Origin of the sequence: Mycobacterium bohemicum DSM 44277, from assembly GCF_001053185.1 — a bacterium.
In the GTDB taxonomy this organism is placed as follows: domain Bacteria; phylum Actinomycetota; class Actinomycetes; order Mycobacteriales; family Mycobacteriaceae; genus Mycobacterium; species Mycobacterium bohemicum.
The window spans coordinates 2,049,520-2,064,637 of sequence record NZ_CSTD01000001.1 but is presented as its reverse complement, the minus strand read 5'-3'; the positions used below and the strand labels follow the sequence as shown (position 1 = coordinate 2,064,637).

Here is a 15,118-nt window from a genome sequence, read left to right as displayed (position 1 = left end):
GTTGCTACGTGGCCGGCAGGTGCAGCCTGATGACTTCCATCAGATGACGCCCGACATCGTCGAGGGCGGCGGTCGACTGCGTAGCCAGCGCAACGATGACGGCGCCTTCGATGGCGGCGACGGTCAAGGTGGCCAACGAGCGCGCGTGGTCGCGATCGGCGCCCGCCGCGACCAGACGATCGGCGAGGGCCGCGTGCCACTCGGTGAAGGCCGCGCACGCCGCCTGGGCCGCGGCCGGCGCCTCGGAACGCCCGAGGATCGCCGCCACAATCGGGCAGCCCGCCTGCATCTCAGTCGCGCTCAGCTGCGCCTTCCATGCATCGATGAAAGTCTGGACGGCCTGCGCGGGATCGCCCGCGTCGTCGGCTGATCGGATCACCGAGGCCAACTCGTCACCCGCTAGACGGGTGGCTTCGGCGACGAGTTCCGCTTTGCCGCCGGGGAAATTGAGGTACAGGGTCCGGCGGGCGACCCCGCTGTCTTCCAACAGCGCGTTGAGGCCGGTCCCGGCGACGCCCCGCCGCCGCACCAAGTCCGTAACGCTTGCGATCAGAGAATCCCGCGCCGACATCGTTCCCACCTTCCCGCCATCGTATTGCACTATACCGATCGGTCTACTAGCCTTCCAAATGGGCACATCTAAGTGGGCTCACCTGACAACGGAGACAGCCATGAGCATTCACCAGGACAAGACACTGCGAAAGTTCCGCAGGGAACGCGCAATTGGGCGCTACCTACTCAACCCGGCGGTGAAAGGATTGAGTAGACTCGGCGTGCGCACAGCCATGGCCACCGAACTCGAGACCATCGGCCGCAAGACCGGTCAACCACGCCGCGTCCCCGTGTCGGCCCAATTCGACGACGGCGGAGCATGGGTGATCAGTCAACACGGCACCCGCTCCGGCTGGGGCAGCAATATCGCCGTCAACCCGAATGTCCGCGTGCGGCAGGGCAATCGATGGCGCGCCGGGGTGGCGACGTTCAGGCCCGACGACGACGTCGTCGCTCGCGGGCGCAAGTTCGGGCGGCTGGGAGCCAAGATGGTGAAGGCGCTGGAGACGACTCCCGTGTCGGTTCGGATCGACTTCACCGACTAAGTCGCCAGCCCGACGATCAGCGGCATGAACGGCCCCCGCCGATCGTGCACGCCGACGTAACCGGGGTGTGAGGCCCGGTGTGCGCCCTGGGCAGGATCTCGGCGCTTGCCAGATACATCGACAGGCCCGCGAAGAAGCCCAGGTAGACCTCGTGCACACGCTGGGGAACGCGACGGCCCCCCGCCGTCGGCGCCGCGCGCCGGAGCGCGCAAAGTAGCCTTGACTGCGGCTGCGCCGCAGCGCCAGCAATCCCGAGCGGAGGTGCCCGATGGCCGAGTCCGACCCCGTCCTGTACACCGTCGACAACCGGGTCGCGCTCATCACGGTCAACGATCCCGATCGACGCAACGCGCTCACCGACGAGATGTCGGCCCGGCTGCGTCAGGCCGTGGAGCGGGCCGAAGCCGACCCCGAGGTGCACGCCGTGGTGGTGACCGGGGCCGGCAAAGCCTTTTGCGCGGGTGCCGACCTGGCCGCCCTCAGCGAAGCGGGTGGCGGGGCGGCGGAGGCGGGTCTGCAGCGCCTGTATGACGGCTTCATGGCCGTCGGCGCCTGCCCGCTGCCGACCATCGCCGCGGTCAACGGCGCGGCCGTCGGTGCCGGGCTGAATTTGGCGCTGGCCGCCGACGTCCGGATCGCCGGCCCGGGCGCGTTGTTCGACGCCCGCTTCCAGAAGCTGGGCATCCACCCCGGCGGAGGCGCGACGTGGATGCTGCAGCGGGCGGCCGGCCCGCAGGTGGCCCGGGCGGCCCTGTTGTTCGGCATGCGCTTCGACGCGGAATCCGCTGTGCGGCATGGCCTTGCGCTGTCGGTCGCCGACGATCCCGTCGCCGCCGCTCTCGAGCTGGCCGCGGGACCGGCGGCCGCTCCCCGCGACGTGGTGATGGCGACGAAGGCCACCATGCGCGCGACGATCAGCCCGCGGTCGGTAGACAGCGAACACCACGAGTTTGCGATGCGCACGGAACTCGGCCCGCAGGTGTATTCGATCCAATCACCGGAGTTCGCAGAGCGATTGGCCGCGGCACGACGCAAGTAGCGCCACAACCTGGCGGCAAATAACTTGCGCCACTTGCGTTTCAGTTGTTTCTCGGCGGCCGTTTTTGTCGGTGGCCTTGGCTAGCTTCGGGTCATGGGCTCTACCGGCTTTGTCGATCTGAATGACGTCACGGCAGCATTCGATGCCGTCGACGCCGCGATCGATGCGTTGGTGGGCATGAACTTTGATGCGTTGAAAACCTATGAGCAGTTGGCGTTGTTGGAGCGTTGCGAGCGGATTCGCCGGCGCATCCCGGTGCCCGAGCACCGACTCATCAACAACCTGGCCCGCACTGCCACGGCCGAAGAGTTGGGCGGCAAGCTTGCCCACGTGATCGCCGACTGGACGCTGATCAGCCGCGCCGACGCGTCCCGACGGATCCACGAAGCCGCGGACCTGGGGCCACGGCGCGGACTCACGGGGGAGCCACTGGCGCCGGTCTTGGCGGGAACCGCCGAGCGCCAACAAGAAGGCAAGCTCGGCAGCGGACACATCGCGGTGATTCGCCGCTTCTCCCACCAGTTGCCGGGATTCGTCGATGCCGCCACCCGCGACCGCGCCGAAACTCAACTGGCCAAGCACGCCACACAGGTTCGCCCCGAACAACTCGCCGAACTCGCCGCCGGCCTGGCCGATCGGCTCAACCCCGATGGCACCTACCGCGACGAGGACCGCGCCCGACGACGCGGCCTGACCCTGGGGCCCCAGGGGTCCGACGGCATGTCCGTCCTGCGCGGCAATCTCACACCGGAGGCCCGCGCCACCATCGAGGCGGTCCTGGCCAAACTCGCCGCGCCCGGCATGTGCAATCCCTTCGACGACGAACCCTGCGTGGACGGCGTACCCACCCAAGGCGCGATCGACAACGACGCCCGCAGCGCCGCCCAACGCAACCACGACGCCCTGCTGACCGCGAATCGCGCGCTTTTGGCGTCAGGACAATTGGGGCAGCATCGCGGGTTGCCGGCCTCGATCGTCGTCACGACGACGCTCGAGGAACTCGAAGCCGCGGCCGGGCGCGGCCTGACCGGCGGGGGCACCGTCCTGCCCATGAGCGATGTCATCCGGCTGGCCCGTCACGCTCATCACTACCTCGCCATCTTCGACAAGTGCAAGGCCCTCGCGCTCTACCACACCAAGCGCCTGGCCTCCCCGGCGCAGCGAATCGTCCTGTACGCCAAGGATCGGGGATGTTCGGCACCGGGCTGCACGGTGCCCGGGTTCTACTCGGAAGTGCACCACGTGACCGGCTACGCCACGTGCGGCTGCACCGACGTCAACAACCTCACCTTCGCCTGCGGCACCCACCACCGCCTCCTGAAACCCGGCGGCTGGGATACCCGCAAGACCGTCGAGGGCGACACCGAATGGATACCGCCGCCCCTCCTGGAGCGCGGTCAACTGCGAACTTCTGAAGTACTCTTTAAGCATGGATGCGGCCGTCTATCTCCGGATCAGCGAAGACAGGTCGGGTGAACAGCTCGGCGTCACCCGGCAACGCGAGGACTGTCTTGCGTTGTGCCAGGACAGGGGCTGGCACCCCGTCGAATACCTGGACAACGACACCAGCGCGACTAACGGCAAGCCCAGGCGTGCCTATGAGCGGATGCTGGCCGATGTGCGTGAAGGTCGCATCGGCGCGGTGGTGGTGTGGGACTTGGACCGGCTGCACCGCCGCCCGATAGAACTGGAATCGTTCATGGCGCTGGCCGATGAGAAGCACCTGGCCTTGGCGACCGTGTCCGGGGACGTAGATCTCTCCAAACCCCAGGGCCGTCTGGTGGCGAGGTTGAAGGGTTCTGTAGCTGCCCATGAGGGTGAGCATCGCCGGGCGCGCCAGCTGCGGGCGACTCGCCAGCTGGCCGAACGCGGGGTGCCGAACTGGTCACAAGCGTTCGGCTACGACGACAACCGTCAACCCGACCCGGCCACCGCGCCGCTAGTCAAACAGGCGTATGCGGCGGTTCTGGCCGGGGCCAGCCTGGGGGACGTGTGCAGGTTGTTCAACGAGGCCGGCGCGCTGACCGTCAACGGTAAGCCGTGGACACCGACTGTGGTGTCCAAGTTTCTGCGTAAACCGCGCAACGCTGGATTGCGAACCTACGGGGTGTGCTACGGCGCGGTGACCCGTAACGACATTGTGGGTAAAGGCAATTGGCCGCCGCTGGTGGATGAGCAGATGTTCTGGGCGGCGCAGGCGGTGCTGGACGCGCCCGGTCGCGCACCGGGCCGCAAAAGCGTGCGCAAGCATCTACTGACCGGTGTGCTGGGCTGCGGCAAGTGCGGCGGCTATCTCTCCGGTGCGTACGTAGGGAAGACCACGAAACATCTCACCTACATTTGCAAGGGCTGCCACGGCATCAACGTCCGCGCCGAGTACGTGGAACCGCTGCTGTTGGACATCGTTGGTGGGCGCCTGGCCATGGACGATGCCGTGAACCTGTTGAAGGCTGAGATACAGGACCAGGAACAGGCCGAGGCTATCCGCGCTGAAATCAACGCCTTGTATGGGGAGTTGGACGCTCTGGCGGTTGAGCGTGCCGAGGGACTGTTGACGGCGCGACAGGTGAAGATCAGTAGCGACATTATCGGGGAGAAAATCGAGAAACTTGAACGCCGCCAACAGGATCAGGAACGTGTGCGCGTGTTCCGAGACCTACCGTTGGGCACCCCGGAGGTGGTGGACGCGGTGGGCGAGCTGTCCCCGGACCGCTTCCGCGCTGTGGTGGACGTGCTGATGACTGTGACTGTGGCACCTGTCGGTAAGAGTGGGCGCGTGTTTAATCCGGAACGGGTACAGGTGAATTGGCGATGAGCACGTACTACCGGATCGTCTGCGAGAGGCACCCCCAGCGTATCGTTCTCGTCGATGTCACCTGTGATCCGAGCCGGCAAGCGTCGGATCGCTACGAGCGCCAAATGCAACGCTGGGACCGCCACGTCATTGGTGAAGAACCAATACTGGACCGGTTAGGTAACCCGTATCCGCCCAACTTTCGCCCGTACCTACATCGCCACAGCTCCAAGAAGATCACCGTCGTTGAACACCCGTACGTGTTCTTTCCCGCACTGGTGGACAAATCCGCGCCGGACATCGTGTCCACCGAAGACATCCTCGCGTTGACGACGGAACGTGTCGAAGCGATACTCAGCGATCAGGCCCCACGCCATTACGACGGGTACGTCCGCACAACCGACTACGGCATGGGCGACAGTGAGCACGCCGACGGGCACACCATCCGGATCAGCTGCCAGCTGTGCATAACCGTCAACCAAAACGCTCAAACTGCTAAAGCATCCGCTGACACCCTGGCGATGGTGCTTGATCGCATCAGCGCCAGCCTGGACACCCTGTCATTGCCGGTGCTGGATGAGTACGAGAAGCCCACCGGGGAAACTGTCAAGGTTCGTGTGCTGCCGCTTACGACGCTGTGCAACCAACTAGGCGACAGCCCACGCGGCTAAGCGTGTCACACCCGCTGCAATAGCCGATCGCTAGTTATACTGCGATTTGGCATCTCCGGGTTCCGGAGCGCGGTGCCTCCGTCGATAGATGGAGCGAACCCGCCCATGCCCGCTTCCGATACCGTCCGCCATTTCGCTGGTCGCAAGGCGGCGCTCAGCAGATCACGTTGTGCTGATGACCCCGAGTTGGTCTCAGTTTCGCAAAGTCTGAAAGAGCAGCAGCTCGCTGACTACATCAACGAGACGCTAGCCAAGGCCCCGCCCCTGACGTCGGAGCAGCGAGCCAAGCTTGCCGAGCTGCTGCGGCCGGTCCGGCGCGAGGCGAGCGAATGACTGCGCGGGAGGGGCCGCCTGAATGGGAAAGACCCCGCGACCGGCAAGAAGCGGGGCCTCACCACAGGAATTCGACCTTCAAAGCAGCACCAGTTTATCGGTCCGCGGAAGGTTTGCGTAGGCGACGTGCCGTAGCGGACGACCTGCGACCGCTGGCCAGCGGTCGTCGCGATCCCTGGTGGTACGAGCCGCCCGGTAAGCGCGGCTACGAGGCCGCCGCGCTGCATCTTTTGGACCACGGGCTGATGCCTGCGGCCGACCGGGACGGCCTACACGCCATGTGGAAGCGCGGAGGCACATACCGCCAGGCCGCCGAGAGGATCGCCCAAGCGTGGGGACTCGCAGCATGAACGACGTCTACTACGACCCTGATCCGACTGTGCGGCTAGCTAACTGGCACGCATTGGCCCGGCAGCACATCAGCGCCGACCTGTGCCTACGCCTGGCGCGCAACGGATTCAGTGAACTCGCCGCCGAACTGATGCGGCAACGCGGAGACAACATCACATGAGCAACGACGACGCCACGCCGGAACAGATCGCCGAAGTCCTGGCCCTGGCCGAAGCCGAACGTGAACGCAAACGCAACAGTCGGGCCGAACCACCGGAACCACCGGAACCACCGGTCAGCAACGGGTTTGGCCGCCAACCGCCACCGGAGCCGGACAACCAGCCGTCCGATGACGTTCCACCGGACGACCTGAACGATTACGAGGGGGCTATCCAGGCACAGCTGCGGCTGTTGAGAATCCGAGCCGAAGCGCGACGACGCCTGGAAGATGAGCAGCGGCCACCAATACTGCTACCCGAGTTCAAAAACCTAGACACGCTACTCGCCGAACCCGACGCCCCGATCCCATACCGCATCGACCAGCTGGCGCCGGCCGAAGGCCGCATAATGCTTTCCGCGCAGTACAAGTCGGGCAAAACCATCCTGCGTGACAACCTGATACGCGCACTGGCCGATAGTGACGATTTCCTGGGCAGGTTCACGGTGTCCCAGCCAGCCCGCCGAATCGTGGTGATCGACGACGAGATGTCGGAGAACACGCTGCGGCGCTGGCTACGGGACCAGGGCATCGCCAACACGGCAGCCGTCGTAGCCGTGGTGTCGCTACGGGGCCGATTGGGCCTATTCAACCTGATGGACGAACCCTGCCGAAACGAGTGGGCCGCACGGCTGGCCCTCCTGGGGTGTGACTACCTGATCCTTGACTGCCTACGCCCGATCTTGGATGAGCTTGGCCTGGACGAAAACCGGGATGTCGGTAGGTTCCTGGTGCAATTCGACGCGCTACTGAACGACGCCGGAATCGCTGATGCCGCACTGGTGCACCACATGGGCCACGCCAACGAACGATCCCGTGGTGACTCCCGGCTACAGGACTGGCCGGACGCTATCTGGCGCATTGTGCGTGACAAGGCCGACGACCCCACCTCCCCACGGTTCTTCACAGCTGTGGGTCGTGACGTGAACGTGCCCGAGGGACGGCTGAGCTACGACCCCACCACGCGGCGCTTGACTTACGCTGCAGGGTCGCGCAGCGACGCCAAGGCCGAAGCTGCGCGGGTGGCCATCATCCGGCTGCTGGCCGGTGCCGATGGGCCGGTCAAGGCCGGTGACATCGAAGCCCTGAGCTACCCGCGTGAGGTTGTCCGTGAAGCGCTGCAATGGTTGGTCGGCAAGGGTGTGGTGGCCAGGGAAACCGGACTCCGCAACGCCCAGCTGCACCGTATTGCCTACGCGTGCGCGGAGTGTGGTCTGCCGGTCGTAGCCCGCCAGGAGCGGCACCTCTCGTGCGACCCGTCGCGGGTGGAGTTGCTTGTTGACTAGTCCAGTTCGCCGGTTCGCTCTAGTTCGCCGTAGTTCGCCGGGCGAACTGCGTGGGCCAGTTCGCCGTTCGCCAGTTCGCCTTAGTAGAGGCGAACTGCGTACTGCGAACACCACACCACAGGACAGCGGACCGAAACCGTGCCAGTTCGCCACGAACGAACTCATGGAACCGAACGGAGCCAACGGTGGCCGATAGCCCCAACGCCAACAACGTCGTCTACCAGCCTGGCATCGGAAAATGCCGCCTTCACTTACAACAGCAGCTGCCTGGAAGTGTCCCACGAACAGACCGGCCCGTTGGCGCCGCGATGGGCCGCGCGCGCCGCCCTGCCCGGTTCCGGTGTGGGCGAACCACGCTGTCCGGGTGTCCATGTCGCGTATACGTGTCCAGGCCTGGCGACACGTGCGGCTGCCGCAACACGCACGACATGAACTACATCGCCGAGGTGCTCGCCGACCTCCCCCGCCTTCAAAAGTGTCGAACGACCAGAGATATCACCCGGCGGCAGACGCCGGCCTGTCAAATCGGCAACCGAATACGAGGCACATGGAAAAGCCTCCAAATAGAAAGGGTAAGTAAATGAGGAATGTAGGAAGAAGGGCAGCAAAATGACCGCACGCGACATCGACATGCGCGTCAGGTTCACCGACGACGATCTGGCGCGGGTGCGCGTGCTGGCCGCCGCTCGTGCCGCTCGTGGTGCGCCGCTGACCGCCGAAGACTACCCCGCGGTGCGCGCCGCGAGCGACTACGTGGGGTTGACGTCCACCACGAACGAAAATCCCATGGCCTTGCAGATACACGGCTACCAGATCGGCGGCACCGGCGCATGGCCACCACCGGTGAAGATCACCGCCGACCTGGGCGCACCGATGACCGACGACGAATGGGCCGCGAAGGTGGCAAGCTTGGCGGCTGCCGGCCGGTCGGTATTCGCCATACCCGTGGTCGACGGTGCGGTCCGGCAGAACGTCTGTCTGCACGCGGCGAGTTCGGCATACTTCGACGATCTGCCCGACCTGCACGGCATCCCCAATCCAATCGACGCTGTCGAAGTCGGCGAGTGGAAAGAAGTCCAGATAGAGAACACCGGGACAAGGATGCGCCGCGAATTCCACGTCGGCCATCTCCGCATTCCGGATCTTGAGGACGACGAGACCTGCGGCGAGACCGTACTTCGCGTCGACGGCGTCCAAGATCAGGACGGCTCGACGTGGCGGCACATCAAAGTTTTGATGCGCTATGAGGGCGAGGAAACCATCGAGGTCACCCGCTACCCGGCCGTTCCGCGAACTGCTCGTGCGCTGGACGCGGCCCGCAAGGTCGCGGTCGGGCTGCTGACGATGGTCGAGCAGATCGAAGCCACGGAGATGAGTTCGTGATTGCGGAACAACTCGGCGATACCCACCGACAAGACTTCACCGCCGATGGCCGGCGGGACAGAAAGACATCAAAGATGAGTACAACCCGCGAGAGAAAACCGTTCATCGCGCCGGTGATCGACGTCGCCGCAGAGTTCATCAAGAAACGCGGTGCTGTCACGGTCAGCGAACTGGCTGTATACCTGTCTGCCGTCGGCGTCAACGTCCGTGGCGACGACGAATTTACCGGCAAAGAGTTGGCGTACCTTTCGCGATACGGAGAAGTTCTTGGAGTCGCCTGTAATTGCCTCTGGCAGTAGTGAATTCGTCCGGACTATTGCGGCGCTGCTCGTCAACCGGACGGTAGAACTGGATGCCACCAGCCCCGCCCTGCTCAAGCTCACCTGGGAAGGCCGGCGGGACACCAATCGCGAGGTGTCAACGCCGATGAAAGACAAGAGTCGCACGGGAGGCCACTATCACACCCTCACCGTCCGTGACCCAGGCGGATCGCAGCAGATCGCTGAATGCTGCGAGGCTGAACCCGATTTGGGCCATGCAGCGCAGTACCTTGACGAGGTATACCTTCGCGACTTCGTCGATGAGGGCTGGGATGCGATCTGGATCGTCGGATGCGGACCGGACCGTTGCCGGCGCAACGAGATCTGCAACCTACCGATAGAGGAATGGGGCCCACCGCACTGGGCTGACAAAACCGTATTCCCCCGCGTCGACGACCTCTTCAACGCACCCAACAGCGAACTGGCAGACCCCCCCTTCTGATCGCACCCCAAGGACATATCGTTGTTTCAACCGAGCCCTGTCGCCTCCCTGGACGGGCCTGTCTGCTCATGGGGGGGGTGGGGTGGCCGCGCGAACGCGAGCGGTCGACCACTCCCCACCAGCAGTGGTCATACCCCCCCGAGTTGAGTGGACAAAACACACCGCCCCGGATCCCGGCGTGGGCGGACGTGCGACATGCGGCAATGCCGTACACGCGGGCCGACGGTCCGATGGCGGAGACTGGACACATGGGAGCCACTGCGGAACGGACCCGGCGTGACGCGCGGGTGGTTGGGTTGTTCTTGGCCGGGTTGAGCTACCGGGACATCGCCGCGGTCGTGGGGTTGCGCTCTCCTACCAGCGTGGGCAATATTGTGCAGCGGGAGTTCGGGGCCCCAGATTCAGCTGCCCGTCGCGGGTTGCTCACCGATGAGGCCTTCGCTGTGTGGCAGGAGCGCACTGAGCGGCTGCTTCGCGCCCATTGGGGGCGCGCGTTGGACGGGAATCACCGCTCAGCGGAGTTGTGCCGCAAGCTATTAGGCCAGCAGGCCCAGGTTTATGGGTTGGCCCAGAAGGTGGCGTTAGCTGCTGGGACCCCGACTGGGATGGTGGAGGTCGAGCCGGCGGAGCCCGACATGGATGAGCTTGCCAGGCTGCGTGCAGTGCGTGCTGGGTCTTGAAGATAGGAATAGGCCAACATGAATCGGCCAGATCCCGTCCCGCAGCTTTGCGCGCTGCGGCGCCCTCACCCGGTCAATGACCGGTGACAACCGCCGCAGCGTGGGCAGAACTGTGCCAGGTCTTGCACGCGTCACATACGTCGTCCGACGGGCGCCGTCCGCGCGATCCTTACTAGCTTGTACTCCTCACCGAACCGCCGTCCAGTGACGGTGTGCGGCACAATCTGAAGCCATACCCTGTGGAGGCCGACTGCCCACGGCGTCGGGACCGCCCGCAGCGCAGGACGCCGTTGTGGGGAGACCTCGGCGCCGACGCCGCGCACCAGTACGCTCCATCCCGAGTGCTGTTCCTCGTTGATGTGGTCGACTTCGAAGGCGAGCATCGGCTGCTGCATGGCCGTTCGTTTCGCGCCACCCTCGACGCGGAAGATGATGTCGTGCCCCTGCATGGCGTAGTTGACGGGTACGGCGAGCGGTCCGAGGTCGTCTTGGTACACGAGTCGCCCGACGTTTGCGGTAGCGAGCAGTCGGAAGCACTCCCCGGGTGAGAGGTCTTCAAGCTCGCGTTGTGCGATGCGCTGTGTCATGGCGCGATTCTCGTCGGGGACCATGGCGGGCCGCCACGGCCGAAGGTCCCTTCTTGACACGGTGGAGCCTCTTGGAAATAAGCGCCAAACTTGACCGAGCGCTGCTTAACCGCAACTACCCCTGACAGCGAAGAAGAATCGCTATGCCGGCAGCACCGTGCACCCCAATAACCGGGCCATCCACCGGAGCTCCGATGGCGACCAGGACGCCCCACAGCCAAACACCTGCGCCCTATCTCGGACACCCGCAGCGCGGGCGCTGCGCACCGACTCGACGCTGCCGGTGCGATGGTAGGCATGCCAGCGGCGCAACGCGGGCAGGCCATCGGCAAGGGGCAAAAGCACGCGGGCGGGAAATCAGGCGCAAAACAATGGCAACCGGGTGGGTCCCATCACCTTGGCAAGCAATCCAAAAACCTAGCCGCGAACACCTGAGGGATGTTAGTTTGGCGTTGGTTCATGTGGACGGCGGGTTTGTCGGTGGGGAGGCCTACGCTCGCTGTACGTCCAAAAGAGGGCGCCGGTATTAGCTGAGTTCAGCACGGGAGGACCTCTCGTGAGAAAGGCAAATTTTCACTTTGCCGTTGGCAAGGCTCTATCAATATCGATACTGATCGATGGCCTCACCCGGTTCATCGAACCTGGTTTTGACCAAGTAGTGGCATCCAACGTGGCGCCGACCGAGCGGGTGCGGCGCCAAGATAGCACCTCAGCTCGGCATAAGCGTGCGGAACTTCGATGGTCCGCCGAGATGTGTCGTGGACACGACTTCTTTTACTCCTATGTAGATGGCCTCTCAAATCAGGTCAGGGCGGTCGCGGACGGAGTTTCCACGCGATGAGTCGAGCGTATGTAGGAGATCTTGTTCGGAACGCGGAGCTGGGCGTGGGACGATTGCTGGCGGTGAGGAACGGTGAAGCTCGCGTCAGGTACTTCACCGGCCCCAGCACCTCGGCATACACCGAACGCACACACGCCGCGAAGTCTCTGGCGCCGGCGATACTAAGCCCGCACACCAGGGTCTATCTTCGCGAGGGGCCTGGTTGGCGCATCGGTCGCATTGAGGGCGGCCCCGACGGCTTGAAGCGATACACCGTCGCATTTCCCAATCTTCAGGGCGGCCTCCTTGCGATTGACGCGTTCGAGGTGCGATGGAACGTACCCATCGAAGACCCGTTCGCGATCCTGGAAAGCTTCGGCGGTGATGCGCCGAAAGTGTATGAGTCCCGGTTGGAGTTTCTTCGGCATTGGGCGGGACAGCGCGCAGCAGCAATAGGTGTGGAAGGACTGTTGTTGGCATCAGTCGAGTTGCACCGCCATCAGCTGGCGGTTGTGCGCAGGGTGTCGAACGATCCCGTCAAGCGCTACCTATTGGCGGACGAGGTCGGACTCGGCAAGACGATCGAGGCCGCGGCGCTGATATGGCGGTTCTTGGATCGCAAACCCGCCGGCCGTGTCCTCGTCCTGGTGCCCGAGCATCTGCGATACCAATGGGCAGATGAACTCACCGAGCGGTTCCGCACTGGCAAAGCTTCGCTTTTGATCCGGTCACTGACTAACGAAGCGCGTTGGCCAGAAGACCCCGTTGACCTCCTTGTCATCGACGAAGCGCACCGGGTGACTCGTAACGGGGCGCTAGGCGTCGACACGAGGCGGCGGATCGCCCAGATGGCTCATGCCGCAGAGGAACTGTTATTGCTGTCTGCGACACCCGTCAGATCGAACGAGGCAGGATTTCTGGATCTTCTTTATCTCTTGGATCCGGCACATTATCGCCCGGATCAGGTGGAGGAGTTCACCAGGCGTGTGCACGACCGCGACAAGCTCGCGTTGATCTGCCAGGCATTAGTTCCCGACATCGATGAGTTCGATTTGACGTTGTACGCCGAACAGTTACAGGCGGACTATTCCGGGGACGCGCTCCTGGCCGGCCTTCTCGCATCCGCGACCTCGGCGGACGATGCGTCGCGTGCGGCTGCGGTCACGCGCGTGCGGCAGCATCTCTCGGAGGCCTATCGCCTTCACCAGCGCATGCTGCGCACGCGCCGAACGCCTGATATCACGGCAAGTTTCGGCGTGCGTGGTCGAAAACGGGCGAAAGGCTTTCTCGTATCAGTCGATGATGCCAACACAGGTCAGCGCACGGAACTTCTTGACCGGCTCCGCATGGACCTACTTGTGGCTTCGGAGAACAGCACACTCGAGATACAGGAGTGCGTTGACTTGTTCCGCGAGGCGGCCCAGCGCTGCGGGTCGCTTCCGTACGCGGTGTGGCCACTTCGCTCGGATCAAGCTGCCGACCCTTCCAAAGGGCTTGTATCCCGACTTCGAGAACTAGTCGACCGCGGAGTCGTGGCTAACCTCGATGCGTTGATCGACACGATCTGCGCGGAGCGCGAGGTTCGAACGAGTGCGCTGGTGGATGCTCTGGCGCAGTTCACCGGTTTCAAAACACAGTCACGAGTTGTTCTAGCTACAGCATTCGCCGAATGCGCGGCGGCGATTGCGGATGAGATGGTGCGACGCTGGGGCCGACAGCGCATAGCAACGCACGTCAAGACCAATGACGAAGATGAGAATCGTGCCGCGATCGAGCGTTGGACTAACGGCGGTCAGTGTTCCATTCTGATAGTCGACGACAGCGCGGAAGAGGGCGCCAACCTTCAGGTTGCCGATCTATTAATTCATCTCGATCTCCCTTGGGAAACTTTCCGCATCGAGCAACGGATCGGACGTTGCGATCGTCATGCGCCTCCGGGTGTGGGCGCGATCGACTCTAAGGTGGTGATTTTCGGCGACGAGCCTTATGCGATGAATTGGCTGGAGTTCGTCTCCGACGGATGCGAGGCGTTTACACGATCCCTCTCGTCGCTTCAATACGTCCTCGGCGACACCGAGCGTGCAGTGCTCGCCAACGTGCTCCGCGAAGGACCCGAGGCACTCGGAGAGGCGGCCACCGAACAACCCGAGAAACTGGCGGAGGAACTAGTACGGATCGTCGCCCATGACGCGCTCGACGAGATCGATGAACGTGGATGTGATCAGACGCTGAGCGTGGACCGGCACCTGATTAAGAGTGATCGCGACCCTGCGCTCACGCGCGCGCTCGTGACCTGGCTTGAGGGCGTCGGCACCCAACTGACTTGGGAGGATGGAGCTGTCATCAGGATCAGCCGACGTCCCCGGCCGCAGGTTCCGTTCGACGTGGAGACAAAAATCGCGGCGGTCGCACAGATCCCGATCGCCCTACGGCGAGGCCCGGCGGTTAGTCGCAGGATCCCGATCTTGCGCGCCGGCCATCCTACGGTCGACACGATCGCTAAGCATTTGTTGCAGAGCGACCGGGGTGTCGCGTTCGCGATGTTTCGGCCGTGGCCGGGCATGTCGCCCGCCGAAATTGTTTTTCGCGCTGACTATCTCGTGTCGGCGTCCTTCGCTCAGGACTTCATCGAGGCGGCGGTCACACTCGGTGTCTTGAGATGGGTTGATCAAGTACTGCAGGAGGTTTCGCCGCCCATTGTCGAGAAGGTCGTGATGACCCCGTCCGGTGACGAGGCGAAAGATGGCAGGCTTCTCCAGCCCTACACGCCACGTACCGGGGACATTAATTTGGGTTCACGGCCGCAACTTTTCGAAAAACTCATCGCGTCGGTGGATTGGACGGGTCTGTGTGTCATCGCCGCGGAACAAACCCGAGCGATTGCGAGTGCGCGTTCCTCCGTGGTGGATCGACCGCTGTTGGCCGCCAACGAGATTCGGCACAGGATCGCGCAGCGCGTGGATCGCGGTCGCGCGCGCAGGAATGCGGGAATGGTCGACACCGACAGCGAGATTGAGCAGTTGGAAACACTGCTGCCCGAACGGCTGGAGTTACAGATCCAGCCACTGGGATGTGGCGCCATCTTCGTGGGAGACCCCAGATTGGCCAGTGACCCGTGA

14 protein-coding genes are annotated in these 15,118 nt (G+C 63.9%); 12 read left to right on the top strand and 2 right to left on the bottom strand.

Translation table 11 applies throughout. From position 1 onward, the window contains the following. Positions 1-4: 4 nt before the first annotated feature. Entirely contained in the window at positions 5-571 is a 567-nt protein-coding gene (locus BN971_RS09380) for a TetR/AcrR family transcriptional regulator (protein WP_085183039.1), read from the bottom strand. A 100-nt stretch (positions 572-671) separates the two neighbouring features. On the opposite strand from BN971_RS09380, the gene BN971_RS09375 reads away from it, so the two are divergent. The 11 genes from BN971_RS09375 to BN971_RS24590 all read left to right on the top strand — a co-directional run bounded on the left by BN971_RS09375 (position 672) and on the right by BN971_RS24590 (position 9,912). Further along, complete coding sequence (locus BN971_RS09375) at positions 672-1,097, top strand: nitroreductase family deazaflavin-dependent oxidoreductase (protein ID WP_085183040.1); 426 nt, start codon at positions 672-674, stop codon at positions 1,095-1,097. A gap of 268 nt (positions 1,098-1,365) precedes the next feature. Beyond that, positions 1,366-2,136, top strand: coding sequence for an enoyl-CoA hydratase (locus BN971_RS09370; protein ID WP_085183041.1), 771 nt, complete (start codon positions 1,366-1,368; stop codon positions 2,134-2,136). 93 nt (positions 2,137-2,229) lie between these two features. Beyond that, positions 2,230-3,612, top strand: coding sequence for an HNH endonuclease signature motif containing protein (locus BN971_RS09365; RefSeq protein WP_085183042.1), 1,383 nt, complete (start codon positions 2,230-2,232; stop codon positions 3,610-3,612). Next, a complete protein-coding gene (locus BN971_RS09360; protein ID WP_085183043.1) occupies positions 3,566-4,951 on the top strand; it encodes a recombinase family protein in 1,386 nt (461 codons plus the stop codon). Before BN971_RS09365 ends, BN971_RS09360 begins: the two co-directional genes overlap by 47 nt. Then, positions 4,948-5,601: a hypothetical protein gene (locus BN971_RS09355; protein ID WP_085183044.1), complete on the top strand. Its 654-nt coding sequence runs from the start codon at positions 4,948-4,950 to the stop codon at positions 5,599-5,601. The genes BN971_RS09360 and BN971_RS09355 overlap by 4 nt, the downstream gene beginning before the upstream one ends. A 105-nt stretch (positions 5,602-5,706) precedes the next feature. Next, positions 5,707-5,934: a hypothetical protein gene (locus tag BN971_RS09350; protein WP_085183045.1), complete on the top strand. Its 228-nt coding sequence runs from the start codon at positions 5,707-5,709 to the stop codon at positions 5,932-5,934. A gap of 346 nt (positions 5,935-6,280) precedes the next feature. Next, positions 6,281-6,445, top strand: coding sequence for a hypothetical protein (locus tag BN971_RS25015; protein ID WP_169718660.1), 165 nt, complete (start codon positions 6,281-6,283; stop codon positions 6,443-6,445). Further along, positions 6,442-7,767, top strand: a complete 1,326-nt coding sequence (locus tag BN971_RS09345; RefSeq protein ID WP_085183046.1) for an AAA family ATPase — start codon at positions 6,442-6,444, stop codon at positions 7,765-7,767. Before BN971_RS25015 ends, BN971_RS09345 begins: the two co-directional genes overlap by 4 nt. Positions 7,768-8,433: 666 nt before the next feature. Further along, entirely contained in the window at positions 8,434-9,150 is a 717-nt protein-coding gene (locus BN971_RS09340; RefSeq protein WP_139027079.1) for a hypothetical protein, read from the top strand. Further along, positions 9,147-9,449 (top strand): hypothetical protein, encoded by a 303-nt coding sequence (locus BN971_RS24595; protein ID WP_139027078.1) that lies wholly within the window; start codon positions 9,147-9,149, stop codon positions 9,447-9,449. Before BN971_RS09340 ends, BN971_RS24595 begins: the two co-directional genes overlap by 4 nt. After that, a complete protein-coding gene (locus BN971_RS24590) occupies positions 9,418-9,912 on the top strand; it encodes a hypothetical protein (protein WP_139027077.1) in 495 nt (164 codons plus the stop codon). Before BN971_RS24595 ends, BN971_RS24590 begins: the two co-directional genes overlap by 32 nt. Before the next feature lie 811 nt (positions 9,913-10,723). Here BN971_RS24590 and BN971_RS09325 read toward each other — a convergent pair. Further along, on the bottom strand, positions 10,724-11,179 hold the full coding sequence (locus BN971_RS09325; RefSeq protein WP_245837060.1) for a pyridoxamine 5'-phosphate oxidase family protein: 456 nt from the start codon (positions 11,177-11,179) through the stop codon (positions 10,724-10,726). Between the two features lie 738 nt (positions 11,180-11,917). Here BN971_RS09325 and dpdE point away from each other — a divergent pair. After that, positions 11,918-15,118, top strand: a complete 3,201-nt coding sequence (gene dpdE, locus BN971_RS09320) for a protein DpdE (protein WP_085183050.1) — start codon at positions 11,918-11,920, stop codon at positions 15,116-15,118.

What these genes read in the sequence shown, in the direction of transcription:
- BN971_RS09380 (WP_085183039.1), bottom strand. Translation starts at nt 571, where the DNA reads ATGTCGGCGCGGGATTCTCTGATCGCAAGCGTTACGGACTTGGTGCGG.
- BN971_RS09375 (WP_085183040.1), top strand. Translation starts at nt 672, where the DNA reads ATGAGCATTCACCAGGACAAGACACTGCGAAAGTTCCGCAGGGAACGC.
- BN971_RS09370 (WP_085183041.1), top strand. Translation starts at nt 1,366, where the DNA reads ATGGCCGAGTCCGACCCCGTCCTGTACACCGTCGACAACCGGGTCGCG.
- BN971_RS09365 (WP_085183042.1), top strand. Translation starts at nt 2,230, where the DNA reads ATGGGCTCTACCGGCTTTGTCGATCTGAATGACGTCACGGCAGCATTC.
- BN971_RS09360 (WP_085183043.1), top strand. Translation starts at nt 3,566, where the DNA reads ATGGATGCGGCCGTCTATCTCCGGATCAGCGAAGACAGGTCGGGTGAA.
- BN971_RS09355 (WP_085183044.1), top strand. Translation starts at nt 4,948, where the DNA reads ATGAGCACGTACTACCGGATCGTCTGCGAGAGGCACCCCCAGCGTATC.
- BN971_RS09350 (WP_085183045.1), top strand. Translation starts at nt 5,707, where the DNA reads ATGCCCGCTTCCGATACCGTCCGCCATTTCGCTGGTCGCAAGGCGGCG.
- BN971_RS25015 (WP_169718660.1), top strand. Translation starts at nt 6,281, where the DNA reads ATGAACGACGTCTACTACGACCCTGATCCGACTGTGCGGCTAGCTAAC.
- BN971_RS09345 (WP_085183046.1), top strand. Translation starts at nt 6,442, where the DNA reads ATGAGCAACGACGACGCCACGCCGGAACAGATCGCCGAAGTCCTGGCC.
- BN971_RS09325 (WP_245837060.1), bottom strand. Translation starts at nt 11,179, where the DNA reads ATGACACAGCGCATCGCACAACGCGAGCTTGAAGACCTCTCACCCGGG.
- dpdE (WP_085183050.1), top strand. Translation starts at nt 11,918, where the DNA reads ATGGTCCGCCGAGATGTGTCGTGGACACGACTTCTTTTACTCCTATGT.